The following is a 21,402-nucleotide window of genomic DNA, read 5'->3' on the forward strand; positions in this document are numbered from 1 at the left end:
AACCATAAAATTACAAAAACAAATAGTTGATTAGTAGTTTTTTAGCATAAAAAAAGGCCGCCTTTTCAGACAGCCTTTTTGCTTATAATTTGAAATTATTAACCTAATATGCTAATAATTTGTGAAGCTAATTCAGTGCCAATTCTATCTTGGGCTTCTCCAGTTGCAGCACCAATATGTGGAGTCAACGAGATTTTTGGGTGCATCAAGATTGTGATTTCTGGTTTTGGTTCGCTTTCAAAAACGTCTAAACCGGCAAAAGATACTTTTCCGGAATCCAATGCTTTTATAAGAGCCACTTCGTCAATAACACCACCACGAGCACAGTTTACGATTCCAACACCATCTTTCATGGTTGCCAATGCAGCTTCGTCAACGATGTAACCGTCTTGGGCAGGAACGTGCAATGTGATGAAATCAGCCTCTTTGAACAATGATTCCAATGATTGGGATACGATAGTGGTTGTGATAGATTGTCCGTCGAAAAATTCAACTTTCACGTCTACTTGCGGGATGAACATATCGGCAGCGATAACTTTCATTCCCAAACCTAAAGCCATTTTTGCCGTGGCTTGACCAATACGACCAATTCCAACAACTCCAAGGGTTTTTCCTCTCAATTCAACTCCATCAGCGTATGCTTTTTTCAAACCGTTAAAGTTTGTTTCTCCTTCAAGAGGCATATTTCTGTTGGAATCGTGCAAGAAACGAACACCAGAAAGTAAGTGGGCAAAAACTAATTCAGCCACAGATTCTGATGAAGATGCTGGCGTGTTGATTACGTGAATCCCTTTGCTTTTTGCATAATCCACATCGATGTTGTCCATTCCAACACCACCACGACCAATAATTTTCAATCCTGGACAAGCGTCAATAATATCTTTACGAACTTTGGTAGCACTTCTTACCAAAACTACGCTTACGTTGTTTTCGTTTACAAAGTTGGCTACTTGTTCTTGCGCCACTTTTGTAGTGATAACTTCAAATCCACCTTTTTGTAAGGCTAGAATTCCACTTTCTGAAATTCCGTCATTGGCTAATACTTTCATTGTTTATAATTTGTATAATGTATATTGTAAAATTGTATTTGGTATTTCAAAACTGAATACTGTTCACTAATTACTGAACACTTTTCTCTAAAGCTTGCATTACGTCAACTAAAACTTGTACGCTTTCAATTGGCATTGCGTTGTAAATGGAAGCTCTGTAACCACCCACTGAACGGTGTCCTGGCAAACCAGAAATTCCGGCTTCTTTCCACATTTTATCAAATGTTTCAGTGTGTTCAGCGTTGTTCAACAAGAAAGTAACATTCATGTTCGAACGATCTTCCACTACGGCAGCTCCTTTGAATAATGGGTTTCTGTCAATTTCTCCGTATAATAAAGCAGCTTTTGCATTGTTTAGTTTTTCAACTGCTGCAACACCACCTTTTTCTTTGATCCATTTCAAAGTCAATAAAGCAGCGTAAACAGGGAAAACAGGAGGAGTATTGTACATACTCTCTGCTTTGATATGTTTGGCATAATCCAACATGCTTGGAATGGCTCTTCCGTTTTTACCAAGAATTTCTTCTTTAATAACCACCAAAGTTGTTCCTGCAGGTCCCATATTTTTCTGGGCACCGGCATAAATAATGTCGAATTTAGAAAAATCCAATACTCTTGAAAATATATCAGAACTCATGTCGCAAACAACAGGGACATTTGTAGCCGGGAATTCTTTCATTTGAGTTCCAAAAATGGTGTTGTTACTTGTACAGTGAAAATAATCAGCATCACTTGGTATTTCGTAACCTTTAGGAACATATGTATAATTATCTTCTTTAGAAGAACCTACAATTACGGTTTCTCCAAAAAACTTGGCTTCTTTGATGGCGGCAGTTGCCCAAGTTCCAGAATCAAGATAAGCGGCTTTTCCATTTTCTTTCATCAAGTTGTAAGGAACCATCAAGAATTCAAGACTGGCTCCACCTCCAAGAAAAAGAGCCTGATAACCTTTGCCTTCAAGACCCAAAAGTTCAATTGCCAAGGCACGAGCTTCGTCCATAACAGCAACGAAATCTTTGCTTCTATGCGAAATTTCTAAGATTGACAATCCTGAATTATTGAAATCTAAAATAGCTTGTGCTGATTTTTCGAAAACTTCTTGTGGTAAGATAGATGGTCCTGCGCTGTAGTTGTGTTTTTTCATAGTATAGATTGTGTCCAAAAAATTAAAAGTGCAAATTTCGGGAATCAGAGTCGAATAAGCGTTAAATAATTCGTAATAATTAAACTTTTTTTCATTTTGTTGTTAACAAAAACGAAATGGTATCGACGTTATCTGCATAATCCCATAAATTAGGTCTTTGGGTTTCTCCAAAAGCAATGCTGTTTTTTGTTAAATTGTCGCTTACAATACATTGAATTTGTTCACTCTCAGATTCTAATCTAATTTTTAAATCTTCCAGGTTTTCATAGAATTCATAGAAAACACTTGAAATTGGCGAAGCATAACTAGAATCTTCTTTAATGGTTAAAAAACCATTGTCCAACAGTTTGAAATTGCTCATCAAGAAAACCGCCTTGTTGTAATCGTAATTGTTGGCGTATTTTTCATAATGAATGATGTCTTGGTATTCGAAAATAGCTTCAAAAAAAGCGTTAAAGGAATATCCCTTTGGCACAAAAAGTTTGGAAACATTGCGACATCCCAAACCAAAATACCTGAAAATATCTTCGCCCAAAGCGATGAGTTGTTCTTTGTTTTCTTTTCCGTTTAAAACGGCAATCGAATTTCTGTTTTTTCGAATAATGCTTGGCTTGTCCTTAAAATAATAGTCAAAATAACGCGCCGTGTTGTTGCTTCCCGTGGCGATTACGGCATCAAAATTTTCCAGTTTTCCTTCAACAAAAGTGATTTTATTGGAAAGTTCCGGTTCGACGGCAATCAGGTATTTAGCCAAGAAAGGCAATAAATGTTGATCGTTTGACGATGTTTTTATTAAAAGACTATTTCCGGAAACTAATACCGAAAGGAAATCGTGAAAACCAACCAATGGAATGTTTCCGGCCAAAATAAGACCTACATTTTTGGGTGTATTTAATTCAAGATTATAAGCAGAAAGCCATTTTTCCAGATTTTCTTCCGTTAAAGCTGTCGCCCAAGACTGGATAGAGAAGTAAACGTTTTCTGGAGTGTACCAACCGTTGTGGGATTGAGACAGTTGAATCAAATCATTAAAATCTTCAAAAAACAAATCGTTGTGCAAAACAGTTGGATTCTTGATGGTTTCATTCTCGGAAAATTGGCTTAAAAATTTCCCCAATTCAATAAAACATCTTTTTTTATCGTTTTGTAGCATAACTAATTTGTATATTTATAGTTTAGATTGTAGTTTTGTGCAAAAATAAGGATAATTATATCGAAAGTCCAAAGTCTTAAAGTTGAATGTGAAATTGACTTTAGATATTTGGATTTAAATAACTCTAAATCAAAATTAGATATGGCTATTATAATAACAGATGAGTGTATCAATTGTGGCGCATGTGAGCCGGAATGCCCAAATACTGCAATATATGAAGGAGCAGATGACTGGAGATACAAAGATGGAACCAAAATAAGAGGAAAAGTAATTTTGCCTTCGGGAGAAGAAGTGGATGCTGATGAAGCCCAAACTCCAATTTCGGATGATATTTATTATATTGTTCCTGGAAAATGTACGGAGTGTAAAGGATTTCATGACGAGCCACAATGTGCTGCGGTTTGTCCTGTAGACTGTTGTATTCCTGATGAAAATCACGTAGAAAGTGAAGAAACATTGTTGAATAGACAAGCGTTTTTACATAACGAATAAAAAATCGTTTTAGAAAATTATATAAAATCCTGAATTTGCGTTCAGGATTTTTTTGTAAAAAGAAATTAAGACCATATTAATCTTTAGTTTTTTAATGACGAAGCATATATTTAATCTTATATTTGCACACTTTTAAACAAATTACAATATAATGAAAGCAGGAATTGTAGGATTACCAAATGTTGGAAAATCAACATTGTTCAATTGTTTATCCAATGCCAAAGCGCAGAGTGCCAACTTTCCGTTTTGTACCATAGAACCCAATATCGGTGTAGTTAATGTACCCGATCCAAGAATAAATAAATTGGAAGAATTGGTAAAACCGGAACGCGTTCAAATGGCAACCGTTGATATCGTTGATATTGCAGGTTTGGTAAAAGGAGCGAGCAAAGGGGAAGGATTGGGAAATCAATTTCTTGGAAATATCAGGGAGTGTAATGCCATTATTCATGTATTGCGTTGTTTTGACAATGATAATATTGTTCACGTTGATGGTAACGTAAATCCTATCCGTGACAAAGAAACCATTGATATCGAGTTGCAATTAAAGGATTTGGAAACTGTTGAAAAACGTCTCGAAAAAGTAAATCGTGCCGCCAAAACCGGTAATAAAGAAGCGCAAACCGAAAAAGCACTTTTAGACAGAATCAGGGAAGCTCTTTTGCAGGCCAAATCAGCAAGAACTGTTAGCCCTCAAAATAATGATGAAGAGGTTTTGATGGAGACTTTCCAATTAATTACCACAAAACCGGTTTTATACGTTTGTAACGTGGACGAAAGTTCCGCTGTAAACGGTAACAAATATGTAGACCAAGTTCGCGAATTGGTGAAAGACGAAGATGCCGAAGTTATCATCCTTTCAGTAGGAGCTGAGGCCGATATCACGGAATTGGAAAGCTACGAAGAGCGTCAAGTTTTCTTGGAAGACATGGGATTGACCGAGCCGGGTGCATCGGTTTTGATTCGTGCTGCTTATAAATTATTGAAACAACAAACCTATTTTACGGCAGGCGTGAAAGAAGTTCGTGCCTGGACCATCAATATTGGGGCAACTGCGCCACAAGCTGCAGGAGTTATCCACACCGATTTCGAAAAAGGATTTATCCGTGCCGAAGTGATTTCGTATGAGGACTATGTGCAATACGGATCGGAAGCAAAAGCAAAAGAAGCCGGAAAATTCAAAGTGGAAGGGAAAGAATACATTGTGAAAGATGGCGACGTGATGCATTTTAGATTTAATGTGTAAATAGAAAATAGAGAAAAAAAGAATAAAGAAAATAGAAGAAACTGTTCAAGAAATTGGGCAGTTTTTTTATTTTTAATTTGTGTCCCAATTTTTATTACTTTTAAAAAAAAACAAAATTCCATGAAAATCATAGCCTTTGGAGGTAGTCCAAGTAAAAACTCCATCAACAAAAAATTAGCCACTTATGCAGCCGGTCTTTTTGAAAATGCCGAAGTGGAAGTGTTGGATTTAAACGATTACGAAATGCCATTGTTCAGTGTGGACAAAGAAACAATAATCGGTCAACATCCCTTGGCGCAAGCATTTTTGGACAAAATTGCAAGTGCAGACCTTCTTGTGGTTTCCCTAGCCGAGAACAATGCAAATTATTCGGCGGCTTTCAAAAATGTTTTCGACTGGTGTTCCAGAATTGGGGCGAAAGTTTTTCAGGGAAAACCAATGTTGCTAATGGCTACTTCGCCAGGAGGAAGAGGTGGAGCGTCGGTTCTTGAAATTGCCAAAAATGCCTTGCCTCGTTATGGAGCAGATATTAAGGCAACCTTTTCTTTGCCTAGTTTCAACGATAATTTTGATGTTGAAAAAGGTGAAATTTCAAATGAGGAATTGGATAAACAATTGAGGGAAATCGTTAAAGGTTTTTAAAATCACATTCTTTTTGGCGTGAAAATTGTTTTCATCCATAAAACCAAAAAGCATTCGTATGATATCAGTAAAAAAGAGTCTAAAAATCATGGGCTGGACCCTTTTAGGAATAATCAGTTTCCTTGTTTTATATGTAGTTTCAGCGCTTTTAATTTCTAAAATCTCGGTCAACTCGGATGTTTCTCAAAAAGACAAGGAAATTGAAATCTTCATTTTGTCGAATGGAGTTCACACTGATATTGTAGTTCCAATAAAAAACGAATTCAAAGATTGGTCGAAAGAAATTCTTTTTCAACAAACTAAATCAAAAGATAGTTTGGTAAATTATCTTGCTTTTGGATGGGGAGATAAAGGTTTTTATCTCAATACTCCAGAATGGTCGGATTTGAAAGCAAGCACTGCTTTCAACGCGGCTTTTGGTTTGGGTACATCAGCTATGCATACCACATTTTACAAAAAAATGAAAGCAGGTGTTGATTGCAAGAAAATCAAAATTTCGACTGAAGAATATCAAAAATTGGTCACTTATATTTCTGAAAGTTTTACTTATGATGCTGATAAAAAGGTACAATGGATTTCGGGAAACTCTTATGGAAACAGGGATGCGTTTTATGAAGCTAAGGGTAGTTACAACTTATTCTACACTTGTAATACCTGGGCAAATAACGCATTAAAAAGTGCAAATCAAAAGGCAAGTTTGTGGACAGTAACTGATAAAGGAATTTTTTGTCATTATCAATAAATTGTTTTGTATCTGCTAATTACTTTGTCAATAACTTTGATATTTCTCATTTTTTAATTTTATCAAATTACACTACATTAGCACAAAATCCACAAAATTTAAATGTCAGATCAAACCCAATACAACGAAGATAACATACGCTCACTCGACTGGAAAGAACACATCCGAATGCGTCCCGGAATGTACATTGGAAAATTGGGTGACGGTTCTTCAGCAGACGATGGTATTTATATTCTAGTCAAAGAAGTTCTCGATAACTGTATCGATGAATTTGCAATGGGAGCTGGTAAGACCATCGAAGTAACCATCAAAGACAAAACGGTTACGGTTCGGGATTACGGTCGTGGAATTCCGTTAGGGAAAGTTGTAGATGTAGTATCGAAAATGAATACAGGCGGGAAGTATGATTCCAAAGCTTTTCAGAAATCTGTAGGTTTGAATGGTGTCGGAACAAAAGCGGTAAATGCTTTGTCGGATTATTTTCGTGTAGAATCCGTTCGTGATGACAAACAAAAAGCGGCCGAATTTTCAGCAGGAAACTTGGTTTTGGAGGAAGATATCATTGATACTACCAAGCGAAAAGGAACCAAAGTTACTTTTACACCAGATGAAACGATTTTCAAGAATTACAAATTCCGAATGGAGTATGTTATTCGAATGGTCAAAAATTATTGTTATCTGAACAATGGTTTGACGATCATTTTCAACGGTGAAAAATATTTTTCTGAAAATGGATTGAAAGATTTATTGGAAGAAACCATCAGTGTTGAAGATTTAGAATATCCAATTATCCATCTAAAAGAGGGGGATATTGAAATTGCTTTAACGCACAGTAAAACTCAATATTCAGAAGAATATCACTCTTTTGTAAACGGTCAGAATACCACTCAGGGAGGAACACATTTAGCGGCTTATCGCGAAGCTATTGTAAAAACCATTCGGGAATATTACAACAAACCATTCGAAGCTTCCGACGTTCGAAAATCTATTGTTACGGCGATTAGTATCAAAGTAATGGAACCGGTTTTCGAATCGCAAACCAAAACTAAATTAGGTTCAACTGAAATAGGTTCAGAACCAGGAATGCCATCGGTTCGTACTTTTGTAAATGATTTTGTAAAAAATAAATTAGACAGTTATTTACATAAAAATCCCGAAACAGCTGATGCCTTATTACGCAAGATTTTACAAGCTGAAAGAGAACGTAAAGAATTGTCAGGTATTCGAAAATTAGCCAAAGACAGAGCTAAAAAAGCGAATCTTCACAACAAAAAATTACGCGATTGCCGTGCGCATCTTACCGATACCAAAAATCCAAGAAATCTTGAAAGTACACTTTTCATTACCGAAGGAGATTCGGCTTCGGGTTCTATCACCAAATCCCGTGACGTGAATACTCAAGCGGTTTTCAGTTTGCGTGGAAAGCCTTTGAATTCTTATGGGATGAGCAAGAAAATTGTGTATGAAAACGAAGAATTCAATTTGTTGCAAGCAGCTTTGGATATCGAAGACGATATGGAAAACCTGCGTTACAACAACATTGTAATCGCTACCGATGCCGATGTCGACGGAATGCACATTCGGCTGTTGTTGATTACATTTTTCCTGCAGTTTTTCCCGGAATTAATCAAGGAAGGACATTTGTATATTTTGCAAACGCCATTGTTTAGGGTTCGAAACAAGAAAGAAACTATTTATTGCTATTCTGAAGACGAAAGAAAAGCGGCCATCGAAAAACTAAAACCTAAACCAGAAATCACCCGATTCAAAGGATTGGGAGAAATATCTCCAGATGAATTCAAAAATTTCATTGGAGAAACCATTCGATTGGATCCTGTTATGATGGATAAGCATACTTCGGTAGAACAATTATTGTCTTTCTATATGGGGAAAAATACACCGGACAGACAGGAATTTATCATCAATAATTTGAAAGTAGAATTGGATACGATAGAAGCAAATTAAATTCTAAGAACGATTTAAAACAATAAATGAAAGACGAAGAAGAAGATAACATTGTTCCAAACGAAGACGAGAATAACGAAGAGTTAAACGAGTCCACGAACGAAGAAGGATTCGAAGACATAGTCACTTCGGGAGGAAATCATTTCTACGAGAACGACGAAAACAGCGAAGACACCATTACCAAAGTTACCGGAATGTACAAAGACTGGTTTTTGGATTATGCTTCGTATGTAATTCTGGAACGTGCTGTTCCAGCTATCGAGGATGGTTTTAAACCAGTTCAGCGCAGAATTATGCACTCGCTTAAAGAGTTGGATGATGGTCGTTACAACAAGGTGGCGAATGTTGTTGGACACACCATGCAATACCATCCGCACGGAGACCAGAGTATTGGTGATGCAATGGTGCAAATTGGCCAAAAAGAATTATTGATAGATTGCCAGGGAAACTGGGGAAATATCTTGACTGGAGATGGTGCAGCGGCTTCTCGTTACATTGAAGCGCGTTTGTCGAAATTTGCTTTGGAAGTTTTGTATTCTCCAAAAATTACCGATTGGGGTGTTTCCTATGATGGTCGTCGTGCAGAACCTAATAATCTTCCCGTAAAATTTCCATTGCTTTTGGCTCAAGGAGCCGAAGGGATTGCGGTTGGACTTTCTACAAAAGTCTTGCCACATAATTTTAATGAATTAATAGATGCTTCCATAAAAATACTGAAAGGGAAATCATTTCAGATTTACCCCGATTTTATGACTGCGGGAATTGCGGACGTTTCCAATTATAATGATGGAATGCGTGGTGGACGGGTTCGTGTTCGTGCCAAAATTGCCCAGTTGGACAAAAATATATTGGTGATTACCCAGATTCCGTTTTCGACCAATACTACTACTTTGATTGACAGTATTTTGAAAGCCAATGAAAAAGGGAAAATCAAAATCAAGAAAATTGAAGACAATACGGCTGCCGATGTAGAAATATTAATTCATCTTTTTCCGGGGGTATCTCCAGATAAAACCATCGATGCCTTGTTTGCTTTCACGGCTTGTGAAACTTCGGTGGCACCATTGGGTTGCGTAATTGAAGACAACAAACCTTTGTTTGTTGGAGTTTCGGATATGTTGAAAATTTCGACAGCCAGAACTGTTGATTTGCTTCGACAAGAATTGGAAATTCAATTAGAGGAATTAAAAAATAAATGGCATTTTTCCACCTTGGAAAAAATCTTCATTCGGGAAGAAATGTACATCGATTTCAAATTGTATTCCGACAGGGAATCTTTGTATAAATATATGTACGACCGATTTGAGCCTTTCAAAAAATCATTCGTCAGGGAAATTAACGATGATGATTTGCAGCGATTGACCCAGATTCCGATGATTCGTATTACTCGTTTTGACTCAGACAAAGCCGATGATTTAATCGCCAAGTTGGAAGACGAAATGAAGGAAGTGGAGTTTAATTTGGCGAATTTGACCGATTTTGCAATTGCTTATTTTATCAAGTTAAAAGAGAAATACGGAAAAGGCAGGGAACGCCAAACCGAATTGCGCAGTTTCGATAATATTGAAGCAACCAAAGTAGCTTTACGAAATACAAAACTGTATGTGAATAGGGAAGAAGGATTCATCGGAACTGGATTAAAGAAAGACGAATACGTTACGGATTGTTCGGATATTGATGACGTGATTGCTTTTCTACGTGATGGAAGTATGATGATTTGCAAAGTCGACGAGAAAAAATTCGTTGGAAAAGATATTATTCACGTTGCCATTTTTGATAAAAGTGACAAACGCACGATTTATAACATGATCTACCGTGATGGAAAATCAGGTCCGGCGTATATCAAACGATTCAATGTTTCGGGTGTTACACGCGATAAATTATATGATTTGACCAATGAAACCAAAGGTTCTCAAATCTTGTATTTTACTCATAATCCTAATGGTGAAGCCGAAGTAATCACGATTCTTTTGCGCCAAATAGGAAGCATCAAAAAATTGAAATGGGACGTAGATTTTGCCAATATTGCCATAAAAGGACGTGCTTCTAAAGGGAATTTGGTCAGCAAATATCCCATCAAGAAAATCGAAATCAAGGAAAAAGGAATTTCAACTTTGAGACCCCGAAAGATTTGGTTTGACGATACGGTTCAAAAACTGAATGTAGATGCCCGAGGAGAATTATTGGGCGAGTTCAGACCAAATGACAAAATTCTTGTGATTTCACAAGCGGGAAAATTAAAAGTAATTATACCGGAATTATCGACGCATTTTGATGAAGATATGGTCGTTTTGGAGAAATGGCATCCTAAAAAACCAATTTCTGCCATTTATTATGATGGTGAAAAAGAGCGTTATTATATCAAGCGATTTTTGATAGAAAATGAAGGAAAAGAAGAAACTTTCATTACAGAGCATCCTAAATCTCAAATGGAAATCGTGTCAACGGATTATCGTCCCGTTGCCGAACTAGTTTTTGCGAAAGTAAAAGGTGTGCAGAAAGAAAATCAAACGGTCGACATCGAGAGTTTTATTGCGGTAAAAGGATTTAAAGCACTCGGAAATCAATTGACAACGGAGAAGCTCAAACAAGTTAATTTATTGGAACCTTTACCTTATGAAGAACCGGAAGAAGTGATTCCAGAAGAGTTGGAAGTTGAAGGAAACACCGATATTGAGGAAGGAGAGATTCAACTGGACGACGACGGCCAGATTACTTTAAGTTTAGAATAAAAAAAGCTCCGAAAGGAGCTTTTTTAGTTTCAAAAAGCCAAAACAACTCGAGCGAAGCGAACAGGCGAAGCAATTGCGCACTCGAGCAATCAATGTTATTAAGTTAAGGATATATTATTAGTATGGTGTCATTTCCACGAAGGAGAAATCACATAAAGAGAGCAATAATCGAGAGCAATTTATTTGAGCAACTAATGCGATTTCTCCTTCGTCTAAATGACAAAAATTCAATTGATACTCTCCGAGAGTCTTCATATAGACTCATAGCATCTCCATATACACTCATAGCATCTCCATATAAGCTCCGAGCTTCTCCATATACACTCGGAGCATCTCAATATACTCTCTGAGAGTCTCAATATACACTCCGAGAGTCTCCATATACACTCGGAGCATCTCAATAGACTCTATGAACATCTCCATATAACCTCCGAGCTCCTTCATTTGAGTTCTGAATCCGAATGGGTAAACCACTGAAATTTACACGTGCGTAAGTACGAAAAGTTTGGAACAACTTAAAAGTTATTTTTATGATTTGTAAGAAAAAATCAATATATTTGAAATTAAATATTATGTGACGTTTGTCACACATATCTACCCGAAATTGGGTGGCTTTGTGTGATTTTATCACACATATAAACGAGTTGGTGGCAAGGCTACAGAAAACAGGAACGAAACAGAAAGTATGGATAATAGAATAAAAGGGTTTGAATGGAATATTCCATTAGCATTCAAAGATTGTATTGCGCAATGCAAATTTGAGCACGGAGACGTTATCTACAAAAACAAATCGAACGCTAAAAATTGGGGAGAAGAAAAAATTGACATTGATTTTTTAATTCAAGTCAAAAGTCCTTTAAGAGCAAGTACAAATTCAAATTCATCAGATATTGATGTTTTTGGAGCAAACTGGAACTCTAAAATAATATTTGAAAAAATCTATCCGAATAGTTCTCATTTAAACACAAAAATAGAAACTACGCAAGGTCGCTTTTTTACGTATCTGTGGAAAAATGACGAAACAATTTTGAATAGTAATGAAATATTAAGCCCTGTAATTACTTCTATATCGGCAAAACAAATTAATTCAAAATTCATAAAATCAAAAATTCCTGATGGATGGCACGGATTTGCCATAATTATGGATTGTGTAAGTAATTTAGTTATATCAAAAAGAACTCTAATTGAGAATGCTTTGTCTGAAAAATATAATTATCATTCAGAAGTTTATGAATTTGACGAAGCTGTTAACTTAAATATTGAAGAACAAAAATCATATTCTGGTATTTCTCCAACATTAAGTGTAGAATTATTTCTTATCCAAAGCAACAATTCAGAAGAGATTATTGAAAATTTAAAAAGTGTTTTATTTAAAGGAGTCAAAAATCGTTTTAATATTAATACACACGGTTTATTAATTAAAAAATAATATGGAAAAAAGTATTGCAATAAAGAGCAGTAGCTCTGAAGGAATTTACAATGTAGTCTTTAAAATCGATAAAGATTTGATAAGCATTAACTGTAATTGTCAAGCTGGAATAATGAAAACTTTATGTAAACATCGATTAGATTTAATCAATGGAGATGTTTCCGCAATTTTAGATGAAGCCGACATTTCAAAACTAACTGAATTTTTGAACCTAATTGAAAAATCTAAAATTCCAAATTTGTATTTAGAACTAAATCGTATCGAAAGCGAAATTAAAAGGCTAAACACTTTAAAAACAAAAATGAGAAAAGAAATAGGTTTTATGTTTTCAAATGGGTTTTGAAAATTGGAAAGCAGAAAGCCCAGCCACCAACAGCCACTACAACGGATTTACTTCGTCCGTTCGGCTTGCAGCCTCGGGTGGGCATTGGGCTTAATGGAAAAATGGTTTTGTATTTGGGATGATTTGCTTCGCCTGTTCGCAATCGCTCGGGTGGCAAATCCGAAGAACGTCACTTTAAGTTTAGAATAAAAAAAAGCTCCTAAAAGGAGCTTTTTTTATAAGATTTTAGGCAAAATCTAAAATCTAAAATCATCATTCAAAAATCTGAAATCATTAGTATTTACTCAATTTGGCAGCAAGCATAAAATCTTCTACTTTATCCACCATATTGGAGCTACCGCAGAAGAAAGGACATCTTTCGTGCAATTCGGTTGGAACGATTTCCATTATTCTCGAAAACCCGTCCGAAGCTTTTCCTCCAGCTTGTTCCACTATGAATGCCATTGGGTTGCATTCGTATAAAAGACGCAATTTTCCTTTTGGAGACTTGGTGCTTGTTGGATATAAATAAACACCGCCTTTTATTATGTTTCTGTGGATATCCGGTGCCAAACTTCCAATATATCTGGAAGTGTAAGGTCTGTCTTCTTCCTCCGTTTGGCAATACTTGATATAGTCTTTGATGCCTCTTGGAAAATGCACATAATTACCTTCGTTAACGGAATAAATGGTACCGTCAACTGGGATTTTCATTTTTGGATGAGACAAATAGAAGGTTCCAATTGCTGGATTCAAGGTAAAACCATTTACGCCGTGACCCGTGGTATAAACCAGAACGGTTGATGTTCCGTAAAGCACGTAACCCGCAGCGACTTGGGCCGTTCCAGGTTGCAAGAAATCTTCCAATGTTACCGGAGTTCCCACTTCGGAGATTCTTCTGTAAACCGAAAAAATGGTTCCTACTGATGCATTCACGTCAATATTGGAAGAACCATCCAAAGGATCCATCAAGAGTACATATTTGTTGTTGTTGCCTTCATCACTACCTTGGACGGTAATGTATTCATCGTTTTCTTCCGAGGCAATTCCGCAAACTATTTCTCTGTTGATGAGAGTTTGGATAAAAACTTCATTGGCATAAACATCCAGTTTTTGTTGGTCTTCTCCTTGAACGTTTTTCTCGCCAACACCACCAATGATGTCAACCAATCCAGCCTTGTTTACTTTGTAACTGACTACTTTTGCCGCCAATTTGATGGAGTTGAAGATGCGAGACAACTCACCCGACGAGTATTGAAATTCCTTTTGGTTTTCAATAATAAATTCCCCTAAAGTTAGATTGTTTTCTTTCATGTTAGACTGGTTTTAGAGTGATTTGTTTGTTTTAGAGTTTGATATATTTTACAATATCTAGTTTGGTTTTTTTCAATTCTTGCACGGCAATTTTTGCAACTTCGGTGGCTCCTTTTACGCAAAGATGGGTGTCATCTGCTTTGTCTTCTTTGTAAAAAGGGATTTCGCCCGCTTTATAATGCAAATGTAATTGTTTTGATTTTTCGGGCCCATAAGATTGTTCCAATAATTCAGTATAATATTCCATATCTATGAAAGGAACGTTGTATTCTTGGGCTACCAAACGCGCTTCCATGGTATAATCGCCGTGGGTGCTAATCAAGACACCGTTTTCGTTGAAATTTCTACGAACGATAGAAGAAAACAGGATTGGTGTTGCGCCTTTTGCTCTGGTTTCTTCCACAAAGCGAATCAAGTTATGGCGATAAGCCGTATGTGGGTTGGTATAACGGGTAGAATCTTTTTCTTTTTGGTCGTTGTGTCCAAATTGGATAAAAACGTAATCGCCTTTTTTCAGGGTTTTAAGAATGTCGTCCCAACGTTTTTCAGTGATGAAACTTCGAGTGCTTCTGCCATTTACGGCTCTATTGTCGATGGTGATGTTGTCATTGAAAAATAGTGGCAACATTTGCCCCCAACCGCGTTCCGGGTTTTCTTCAGGTTTTGTTTTATTGGCCATTGTGGAATCACCAATGCCGTAGATAGTTGGTTTTTGAGCCAAGCAGTTTAGCGAGATCAACAATAAAAAAAGGGTAATGGATTTCATGGTATTTAGTTTTGGGTTTTAATTAATTTATTTTGCAGCCGTTGGGGTTGTCGCTTTTACGCCAATTACCACTTCATTTACGGTCACATTTTCGGAGTTGGTAACTGTTGTTCCGTTTTTGGCTGATTGTATGTTTATGTTGTCCAGTTTGATGTTGGCTACTTTTTTATCAGGAAACCCCTCGATTACAATTCCCGTATTTGTGGCTTCAACACAACTAATGTTGGAAAATGAAATATCCGAAACTTTCGAAGGATATAATCCACTGCCTTCTCCGTGATAATTTGCCGTAATGTAAATACAATCTTCTACTTTTCCAAATGCCAGGTTGTTGAAATAAATATCTTTTACATAGCCTCCACGGTCTGAATTGGTTTTTATGAAAACACCTCTTTTTAAATAACCACGGAATTTGCTGTTTTCGACATATACGTTTCTAACTCCGGCCGACATTTCGCTTCCAATGACTATGGCGTGCAAGCCTTTGAATTCACAATTTTTAATGACGATGTTTTCTGATGGCGTATTGGAATTGCTGCGGCCTTCATCATCTCTTCCTGCTTTGATGGCCACGTTGTCGTCGGCATTGTCAAAGAGGACGTTTTCGATTAAAATATCGCTGGAATATTCCGGGTCAATGCCGTCGTTGTTATTGTTGTGGGCATTGTATTTTACGCCACGAATGGTTATGCTTTTGCTTTTCAGCAAATGAACGCACCAAAAAGGAGAATCTTCTATCTGGACATTTTCGACAAGAATGTTTTTTGAATTGAAAAACTGGATTAGTTGAGGTCTTAAATAATGGCCTTCTCCAAAAATACGCTCTTTGATTGGCGTGTTTTTATGGTTCATTTCCCTGCTCAACAGTTGGTCTTTCTTTTCAAGAGGTTTCCATTTTATCCAAGTATTTTTGGCTTCACCATCAATGATTCCATTTCCGGTAATGGAGATGTTCTCCACATTGTTGGCATAGATCATCGGACTGTAATTGTAAAGCATCGTTCCTTCCCAGCTGGTCAGAACCAATGGATAGTCTTTGGGATTGGAACCAAATCGAATTTTGGCTCCGTCTTCCAAATGCAAGTTTACATTACTGACGAAATGAATTGGGCCATTCAAGGTATAGATCCCTTTCGAAACTATGATTGTACCTCCGTTGTTCTTTTTGCAAAGCGCCATTGCTTTGTCAAAAGCGGGTTTGGCATTGCTGATGGAATCGCCTTTCGCTCCCAATTTTGTCACTTCAATTTTGAAAGAAGGAGTTGTGGGTAATTGGATGCGTTTGATAATTTCATCCACTTTACCAGATGGAAAGTTGTTGTTTTGGGCAAAACAATTTAGGGCAACCAGCAAGAAAAGCAAGATTTTATATTTCATGGTTTTGGTTTTAATATTGTTTTATTTTGAATGGGATTCTTTTATGGTTTTCGAAAAATCGAATCCCAAAATATTTTCAATCGTGTATTTTTTTGCTTCCTCTTTTGTTAGTTGATGTGACCAAGCCACTCTCTTTTCAGGTTGAAAACCGGAGCCGCTGCAATTGTATTCTGCATAAAAAGCCGTTTTTTCAGCATCTGGTTTGGACCAATTGTGCCAACCTTCTGGTCTAATGTGTTTTCCCATTTCGCAGTCTATAAAAACTGTTTTGGCAAAGTTTTTCCAAGGTCTTCCAAGATATACTTCGGTTGCATTTTCATTGGCGGTGAGTTTGCAATTTTTGAAAACATAACCGAACGAACTCTCTTGACGAGTGGAAGCCGCTGTAATATAAGAATTTTTTTTGCTGTGAATGGTGCAATTTTCGAATAAAGTAGTGGCATCTCCAAAAATAAAATCGGTGGTGCCTTCGATATGGCAATCTTTAAAATAATTCACTGCTCCTCCCGCGGATGTAAAAAGCGTGTCTTGATTTCCCAATAAAGAGCAATTGTTGATAATCACCCTGTCTGCATTTACATTCAAGGCGACTGCTTGCCCCACTAGACCCGCAGTGTTTTGTATGGTCAAATTTTCAGCATAAAAATCATTGCCTTCAATCAAAACTGTATAGGAATTAGATGTGCCAATTCTGACTGCGCCTGGTTTACCGGAATAGTCATCATAGGTCAGGATTGTATTTTCCCTGCTTTCGCCAATTAACGAAATTTCGGGAATCCAGGAAGGAACTTTTATTTTTTCATAATAAACGCCGTTCTTGATAAAGATGGTAATTCTTTCGGATGGAAATGCTTTGGTGGCATTTATGGCTTCTTGAATGGAAGTAAAATCGCCGTTGCCGTTTTTGTCAACGACGATTTTATATTCATTTTTTGGAATTATGGTATTCTTTGGAACTGAATTTTCAGTTAGGATTTCAGTTTTTTTTTCCAGGCTGGATATTTTTTCAAAACTTCTTTAGGTTGATTGGTGTACCAACTGTAACCCGTTCTGCGTTCTTGTCCGATTTCTGCATAAGATGATTTTTTAATTCCATCACGATCACAGAAAAAAGGAGCATTGTTGTCAAGTTCCATAAAACGAGCCCACAATGGTTCTGCATTAGGGTCTTTGACCAATACTTTTTCCTTGATTTTACTGTTGGGTACAGGAACGCGGTCTTCTCTAATACCAGTGATTTTTGTTTTTTCGAACCAAGCTACCGCACTGTTTACAGCAGTAATAATTTCAGGAGAAGGATTTTCGAGAGACATTAAAAGCAACACGATTTTAGCTGATTCTTGACCACTCAAGGAAGCTAATTCGTAAGCACGTGCATTTGTTGGAAGCAAGGTTACTTCATCGTGCTGTGCACACCAAGCCGTCAATACTCCATTTTGTTTGTATTGGGATTTAATGATGCAGTCAATTCCTTTGTTGAAAGCTGTTTTGGCTTTTTCAAGAGTGGCTTCTGAAGGTTTTATCGAATAATAATCCGTTTTGTCGATGCAATGTTTTAGTACATTCAATATGTTTGACATCGAATCATCATTATAAGTGATGTGCGTGTAATATCCTTTTTTAAGAGGATAAAACTGTGGCCAACCTCCATTTTCATATTGGGCTTCCAATAAATAGTCAAATCCGGCCAAGAATGCTTTTTTGTATCTTTCGTCCGGTGTTTGGGCATACATTTTAGATAAAAACAACATTTCTTGAGTTGTTGCCTTGTTGTCTGTTGTCACTTCCTTTGTATCGGGTTTTAGGGCAATTAATTTTTGCTTTTCGACCTCGGTCAATGGATTTTGCATTTGGATGTTTTTGGGCCAACCTCCAATATTGCGTTGGTACAACAATACGTTTTCGGCAATTTGTTTTGCTTCAGCGGTTGCAAACCAAGCGGCATCTGTTTTATTTACAATATCAGGCCATTTTTGTTTGTTGGCCTGGGCATAAATGCTTGTACTTAATGCAAACAAGGCAAAGACAATTGTTGTTTTCAATTTATTCATTTTAAATGTATTTATTTGGTTATTCTAAACCAGTCGATGCGAACACTTCCTGCGTCATTTATGTTTCCGTTTCTTAAAGCCAAAAAGCCTAATTTTGCACCAATCCATTTGCCTTCTCTTGCAGTAAAATCAGTTCCAATGGCTGTAAATTTTTTGCCGTCTTCACTATAAAAGAAACTGCAAATGCCACCCGCTTTTATTTTTACTTGAAGGTAAAAAGTACTGCTTTTTAACTTGAAGGAATCACTTTCTGTTTCTTTTCCTTTTTTGTCTGCGTTTTTGCAGATTACTTGAGATATGGATAGTTGTCCTGCGGTTTGTTTTACTTTTAAATAACTATAATCAAGTCCCATTATCATTAAACCAGTTTGCTCATCGTCAAATCGTGCATTAAAAGTCATTTTGGTAGTTGCCGTAAATTCATCGGCTGGAAATTTTTGCAATAATAAGTTCCCTGTGTCAAATAAATTGACTGCATCTTTAACTATTGGGCGACAGTACATTGTGTAATAACCCATCGTGGAAGGGAAACCCCAATACACTTGTTGATTGGCGTGCCATTGCCATTGCAAACCTAATTTGGAGGTATTAAATTCGTCCGAATCAGGAGGAGTTGCGATAGGATATGTTTTTCCAACATTAGGTTTTTTGTAAGTTGCCACCGGTTCGCCAGTTCCGTCGCCATCTTTGTCTGTTCCAATTACTGGCCAATCTTTAATCCATTTCATGGGTTGCAAATGAACAACTCTACCATAAGCGCCCTTGTCTTGAAAGTGGAAAAACCAATCTTCACCCGTTTGTGTTTGCACCCAAGCTCCTTGGTGTGGGCCGTTAACCTTTGATTTTCCTTGATCCAATACTTTTCTTTTTTCGTATGGACCCCAAATATTTTTCGACCTTAACACGGTTTGCCACCCGGTAGGTACACCACCTGCGGGAGCAAAAACATAATAATAGCCATTACGTTTGTATAATTTTGGACCTTCAATGGTTGCTTCGCCATCGTGTCCGTCAATAATGATGACATCATCGTTATTGTTGGCAAGAGTTCCTTCGGAATTTAGGGAGCAAATTGCCAAAATACTTTTGAATCCAGCTCGGCTTCCTGCATAGGCATAGGCAAGATACACTTTGCCATCTTCGTCCCATAACGGACAAGGATCAATCAATCCCTTTCCTTCTTTTACCATAACAGGCTCTGACCAAGTTCCTTTTGGGTCTTTTGTCTTGATCATGTAAATTCCATAATCAGGGTCAGGATAATAAATATAGAATTCCTCATTGTGGAATCTTATGGATGGAGCCCAAACTCCATTTCCGTGACCTGGTTTGTCATAAACGTCAAATGGAGGTTGTTTTTTAAGCGCATAATTTACCAGTTCCCAATTGACCATATCCTTGGAATGTAAAATAGGCAAGCCCGGAATACAATTGAAGGAAGAGGATGTCATATAATAATCGTCACCAACTCGAATGGCATCGGGATCAGAGTAATCGGCATTTATGATGGGGTTTTTGTATGTTCCGTCACCATTGTCTGCAACCCAAACTTGGGAATAATTAGTAGCATTTTTTTCTTGTCCCATTACTGCTTGAATTGAAATGCAGCATAATAAAAGAGACGTGATTTGTGTAAATTTCATTAGTATGAATATGTGATTTTTTTATCTATTTAATTCTAAAGCTGCCAAAATGAAAGGTCCAGTTGCTTTTGGATCATTGTCTTTTTTCTTTTCATTTACATAATATTCATAAGACCCATCTCTGTATGGAGTTCCACCAAGTCCTGCAACAGCGCATATATCAGTCATGGTAATTGTTCCATCAGCATCTACTTTCATCAATTTAGTAGTTAAACCATCAAATGCTTTGTTGGCCAATTTTTTGTATTTTGCTGGCAAGTATCCTTTGTTGGCTCCTTTTGCAAAAGCATAAGCAAACATTGAAGAACCTGAACCCTCTAAATAATTACCTTCTTTACCTCCCTTGTCAGTTACTTGATACCATAATCCAGATTTGTCTTGGAATTTGGCCAAACTAGCGCAAACATTGTTTAAATAACCCACCAATTCTTTTTGTTTCGGGTGATCTTTTGGGAAATAATCCAAGGCATCAACAAGAGCCATTGCATACCAACCTAAAGCTCTTGACCAGAAATTTGGTGAATTTCCTGTTTCTTTATTGGCCCAAGGCATTAGTTTTTTCTCGTCCCAACCGTGGTACAACAATCCTGTTTTTGGATCAGTGGCGTGCAATTGAATTTCTTCAAATTGTTTGGCAACATCGTTCAAGTTTTTTCCGTTTTCAAAGGTTACGGTATATTGTGCATAGAATGGCTCTCCCATATACAAACCGTCCAACCACATTTGGTTGGTGTAAATTTGTTTGTGCCAAAATCCACCAGTGCTAGTTCTTGGTTGTCCTTCCAATTGTTTTTTTAGCGTTTGCATCGCTACCAGATATTTATTGTCTTTTGTCGTTTCATACAAGTTAAACAACAATCGTCCCGATACAATCATGTCGATGTTGTATTTTTCTAGTTCATAGGTTTTTATAGTACCGTCTTTTTCAATCAAATGATCGGTATATCCTTTTATGTATGCATTATATCTAGGGTCTGCGTTTTTCTTGTATAATTCTTCGAATGAATGCAAAACCAAACCATGTACGTAGTCCCATTTTGGAGCTTTAGCATTGTCAATCATGTAGCTTTCTGGATGACGTTTCATCAAAGTCAAGGCCATTTTATCAGACCATTTTGCGTTTTTTGAAATAACGATTTGATTTTGTGATTCAACCTTTTTTGCGGGTTCTTGAGCCACGGTTTTACAACTAAAAAGTGTAACTGAAGCAAAAAGAATTGCTGTCTTGAATAGGTTTTGTTTTCTAATTAACATAATAACAGGGTTTAATATTTAATATAATTTCTATTTGTCTAAATTTTGCAGTACTTTTTTTGCACCATCGTTGCCAACTCA

General features: G+C 36.9%; 18 protein-coding genes. 8 read left to right on the plus strand and 10 right to left on the minus strand.

Annotated features, from left to right (window positions below; all coding sequences use genetic code 11):
- Positions 1-98: 98 nt before the first annotated feature.
- The 3 genes from BUC16_RS07120 to BUC16_RS07130 all read right to left on the minus strand — a co-directional run bounded on the left by BUC16_RS07120 (position 99) and on the right by BUC16_RS07130 (position 3,346).
- Positions 99-1,049 carry a D-2-hydroxyacid dehydrogenase gene (locus tag BUC16_RS07120; protein WP_073369295.1) on the minus strand — a complete coding sequence of 317 codons (951 nt, stop codon included), beginning with the start codon at positions 1,047-1,049 and terminating at the stop codon, positions 99-101.
- A 70-nt stretch (positions 1,050-1,119) separates the two neighbouring features.
- Positions 1,120-2,193 carry a 3-phosphoserine/phosphohydroxythreonine transaminase gene (gene serC, locus BUC16_RS07125; RefSeq protein ID WP_073369297.1) on the minus strand — a complete coding sequence of 358 codons (1,074 nt, stop codon included), beginning with the start codon at positions 2,191-2,193 and terminating at the stop codon, positions 1,120-1,122.
- Between the two features lie 91 nt (positions 2,194-2,284).
- On the minus strand, positions 2,285-3,346 hold the full coding sequence (locus BUC16_RS07130; protein WP_073369298.1) for an acyl-CoA reductase: 1,062 nt from the start codon (positions 3,344-3,346) through the stop codon (positions 2,285-2,287).
- A 141-nt stretch (positions 3,347-3,487) separates the two neighbouring features.
- Here BUC16_RS07130 and BUC16_RS07135 point away from each other — a divergent pair, with 141 nt between their 5' ends.
- The 8 genes from BUC16_RS07135 to BUC16_RS07170 all read left to right on the plus strand — a co-directional run bounded on the left by BUC16_RS07135 (position 3,488) and on the right by BUC16_RS07170 (position 12,937).
- Positions 3,488-3,838: a 4Fe-4S dicluster domain-containing protein gene (locus BUC16_RS07135; protein WP_073369300.1), complete on the plus strand. Its 351-nt coding sequence runs from the start codon at positions 3,488-3,490 to the stop codon at positions 3,836-3,838.
- Positions 3,839-3,989: 151 nt separating this feature from the next.
- The gene (gene ychF, locus BUC16_RS07140; RefSeq protein ID WP_073369307.1) at positions 3,990-5,084 is read left to right on the plus strand and encodes a redox-regulated ATPase YchF; all 1,095 of its coding nucleotides are present in this window, start codon (positions 3,990-3,992) and stop codon (positions 5,082-5,084) included.
- A 120-nt stretch (positions 5,085-5,204) separates the two neighbouring features.
- The gene (locus BUC16_RS07145; protein WP_073369309.1) at positions 5,205-5,726 is read left to right on the plus strand and encodes an NADPH-dependent FMN reductase; all 522 of its coding nucleotides are present in this window, start codon (positions 5,205-5,207) and stop codon (positions 5,724-5,726) included.
- Between the two features lie 58 nt (positions 5,727-5,784).
- On the plus strand, positions 5,785-6,468 hold the full coding sequence (locus BUC16_RS07150) for a TIGR02117 family protein (RefSeq protein WP_073369311.1): 684 nt from the start codon (positions 5,785-5,787) through the stop codon (positions 6,466-6,468).
- 102 nt (positions 6,469-6,570) lie between these two features.
- Positions 6,571-8,433, plus strand: coding sequence for a DNA topoisomerase IV subunit B (locus BUC16_RS07155; protein WP_073369312.1), 1,863 nt, complete (start codon positions 6,571-6,573; stop codon positions 8,431-8,433).
- Positions 8,434-8,459: 26 nt separating this feature from the next.
- Complete coding sequence (locus tag BUC16_RS07160; protein ID WP_073369314.1) at positions 8,460-11,165, plus strand: DNA gyrase/topoisomerase IV subunit A; 2,706 nt, start codon at positions 8,460-8,462, stop codon at positions 11,163-11,165.
- A 685-nt stretch (positions 11,166-11,850) separates the two neighbouring features.
- Complete coding sequence (locus BUC16_RS07165) at positions 11,851-12,594, plus strand: hypothetical protein (RefSeq protein WP_073369316.1); 744 nt, start codon at positions 11,851-11,853, stop codon at positions 12,592-12,594.
- 1 nt (position 12,595) lies between these two features.
- Positions 12,596-12,937 (plus strand): hypothetical protein, encoded by a 342-nt coding sequence (locus BUC16_RS07170; RefSeq protein WP_073369318.1) that lies wholly within the window; start codon positions 12,596-12,598, stop codon positions 12,935-12,937.
- Positions 12,938-13,210: 273 nt separating this feature from the next.
- Here BUC16_RS07170 and fbp read toward each other — a convergent pair whose 3' ends face one another.
- The 7 genes from fbp to BUC16_RS07205 are packed head-to-tail and all read right to left on the minus strand — an operon-like array spanning position 13,211 to position 21,321.
- The gene (gene fbp / locus BUC16_RS07175) at positions 13,211-14,230 is read right to left on the minus strand and encodes a class 1 fructose-bisphosphatase (RefSeq protein ID WP_073369319.1); all 1,020 of its coding nucleotides are present in this window, start codon (positions 14,228-14,230) and stop codon (positions 13,211-13,213) included.
- 31 nt (positions 14,231-14,261) lie between these two features.
- Positions 14,262-14,996, minus strand: coding sequence for a rhamnogalacturonan acetylesterase (locus BUC16_RS07180; protein ID WP_073369321.1), 735 nt, complete (start codon positions 14,994-14,996; stop codon positions 14,262-14,264).
- A gap of 27 nt (positions 14,997-15,023) precedes the next feature.
- Entirely contained in the window at positions 15,024-16,373 is a 1,350-nt protein-coding gene (locus BUC16_RS07185) for a glycoside hydrolase family 28 protein (RefSeq protein WP_073369323.1), read from the minus strand.
- A 21-nt stretch (positions 16,374-16,394) separates the two neighbouring features.
- Positions 16,395-17,375 (minus strand): pectinesterase family protein, encoded by a 981-nt coding sequence (locus BUC16_RS17885; RefSeq protein ID WP_317614992.1) that lies wholly within the window; start codon positions 17,373-17,375, stop codon positions 16,395-16,397.
- On the minus strand, positions 17,342-18,424 hold the full coding sequence (gene pelA, locus BUC16_RS17890; RefSeq protein ID WP_073369327.1) for a pectate lyase: 1,083 nt from the start codon (positions 18,422-18,424) through the stop codon (positions 17,342-17,344). The genes BUC16_RS17885 and pelA overlap by 34 nt, the downstream gene beginning before the upstream one ends.
- Positions 18,425-18,435: 11 nt before the next feature.
- Entirely contained in the window at positions 18,436-20,067 is a 1,632-nt protein-coding gene (locus BUC16_RS07200) for a glycoside hydrolase family 43 protein (protein ID WP_073369329.1), read from the minus strand.
- A 21-nt stretch (positions 20,068-20,088) separates the two neighbouring features.
- A complete protein-coding gene (locus tag BUC16_RS07205) occupies positions 20,089-21,321 on the minus strand; it encodes a glycoside hydrolase family 88/105 protein (RefSeq protein WP_073369330.1) in 1,233 nt (410 codons plus the stop codon).
- Between the last annotated feature and the right edge of the window lie 81 nt (positions 21,322-21,402).

This window comes from Flavobacterium fluvii (assembly GCF_900129545.1).
Lineage (GTDB): Bacteria > Bacteroidota > Bacteroidia > Flavobacteriales > Flavobacteriaceae > Flavobacterium > Flavobacterium fluvii.